Origin of the sequence: Microbacterium sp. HSID17254 (assembly GCF_003989315.1) — a bacterium.
Lineage (GTDB): Bacteria > Actinomycetota > Actinomycetes > Actinomycetales > Microbacteriaceae > Microbacterium.
The window spans coordinates 1-1,633 of sequence record NZ_RBLT01000087.1 but is presented as its reverse complement, the minus strand read 5'-3'; the positions used below and the strand labels follow the sequence as shown (position 1 = coordinate 1,633).

General features: G+C 70.2%; 3 protein-coding genes. 2 read left to right on the top strand and 1 reads right to left on the bottom strand.

Going from position 1 to position 1,633, the window contains the following annotated elements; genetic code table 11:
- Positions 1–141: 141 nt before the first annotated feature.
- Positions 142–774 (top strand): RNA polymerase sigma factor, encoded by a 633-nt coding sequence (locus tag D8M34_RS17810; RefSeq protein WP_161973090.1) that lies wholly within the window; start codon positions 142–144, stop codon positions 772–774.
- A gap of 46 nt (positions 775–820) precedes the next feature.
- A complete protein-coding gene (locus D8M34_RS17805; RefSeq protein ID WP_126894691.1) occupies positions 821–1,210 on the top strand; it encodes a hypothetical protein in 390 nt (129 codons plus the stop codon).
- A gap of 75 nt (positions 1,211–1,285) precedes the next feature.
- On the opposite strand, the gene D8M34_RS19100 is transcribed toward D8M34_RS17805, so the two are convergent.
- Positions 1,286–1,633 (bottom strand): hypothetical protein (locus D8M34_RS19100; RefSeq protein ID WP_202976280.1); only part of this gene is annotated, 348 nt, incomplete at its 5' end.

Genomic DNA, 1,633 nt, shown 5'->3' with positions numbered 1-1,633 from the left:
CCGGTGGGATCATCGTATAGACCGAGGTGCCAGCTGATGTTCGACTGCACGAGCCCGACCGCGTCGGCTCAGAGCATTGATCTCCCCGAAGGATCGATCCCGCTCGCTCGACACGGCCTCGCACGCGCAGCGCCCCGGCCCATGAGGGACACGTCCACCGCCGAGGCTCCCGGACCAAGCCCTACCCCCGGCGCACGGGTCGACGCACTCGACCCGCTCTCAGATGCCGGACTGCTGCGCGCCCACCTGGCCGGCGACCCGCAGTCGTTCAACGAGCTGATCCGGCGCCACCCCACCCTGCTCCGTATCGTCGCCCTCCGGGTCCTGGAGAACCATCACGACGCCGATGACGCTGTGCAGGACGGCCTACTAGGCGCCTCCCGCAGCGCCGACACCTACGCCGGGCGCAGCTCGGTCGGAGCCTGCCTTCGCACGATCACCGAGAACACCGCCCGCATCGCCGCTCGCACCCGGCAACGCGACCAACGCCGCGTCACCGACATCCCCCCCAGCCGCCTTGCCGACACCGAACAGGTCGGTGCCGACCCCGCAGACGTGGTCACAGACCGGGCCCTTATCGCCATGGCGTTGGCCCAGATCCCCACCCCGTGGCGCCGGACCTTCGAGCTGATCAAGGTCAATGGGCGCTCGTACGCGGAAACGGCCGAGGTCCTCGGCGTGCGCATCGGGACCGTCCGCAGCCGCATCAACCGGGCCAACGCCGCGCGAGCACAACTCCGTGCGAAAGAACGCGAAGCTCGCGGGAACCTCTGAGACTCCTCCGCGATTCTCCTCTACTTACCAGCGCATCGGAGTGGCTGTGACCACACCGCCCGACGACCGCAACTCCACGGCACCGTTCAGCTGGGAGGACCTGGCGGATCTGCCCGCCGGGACACTCACCGCTGGACAAGAGGAACGGCTACGCATCGTGATGGACCGCAACCCTGACCTCGCTCACCGCATGCTGGCCGAACTCGCCGCAGTAGAGACCGAGTTTCCAGACCCGCCCAACGCGCACGACCCGCTCCACGTGCCGCCCCAGGTGGCCGCCCGATGGCAATCGGCGCTCGCGCGAGAGGCGGAACGCCGAGCCAACGGGTACCGCGCCGACCTCGAGGACTCGCACGACATGGCGGACCGTGTGGGTATGCCCGAACCGGCGCCGGAGGACCACGACCGCAAGGATCCCGGGGACGAGCAGGGTTGAGCGCTCGACCCCAACCACTTCGCTCGGCAGGGGCACGCGTGTCGCCATCCAGGTTTCAGAAGTATCGACGACCCTTCATCCGGCGGTGGGGCTCGCGGCCTGCCGCGCCGGGGCGCGGTAGTCCGGGCGCCGTGCCGGGCTCGGTGGACTCGCGGCTGCCAGAGGGAAGGACTCGTTGACCAGCAGCGGAGCCGTCGACGCGGTCACGGCCCTGTCCGGGCCGGTTCGACCGTCGAGCACCAGCGGCCCAGCGGCGGTGCAGCCGCAGACCATCCCGTGCCAGGCTGAGGTGACGGTGGGGACGGCCCGTGCGGAGTCGCGGGTGATCGGCGACAGCTCGGTGCCGTCGTCGTCGAGGGCGAGGACGGCGTCGGCGCCGGTGTAGGGGGCCAGCGAGCAGATCGTCAGGTGCTGCTCGTCGGA

Coding starts and splice junctions, on each gene's coding strand:
- D8M34_RS17810 (WP_161973090.1), top strand. CDS start 142: ATGAGGGACACGTCCACCGCCGAGGCTCCCGGACCAAGCCCTACCCCC.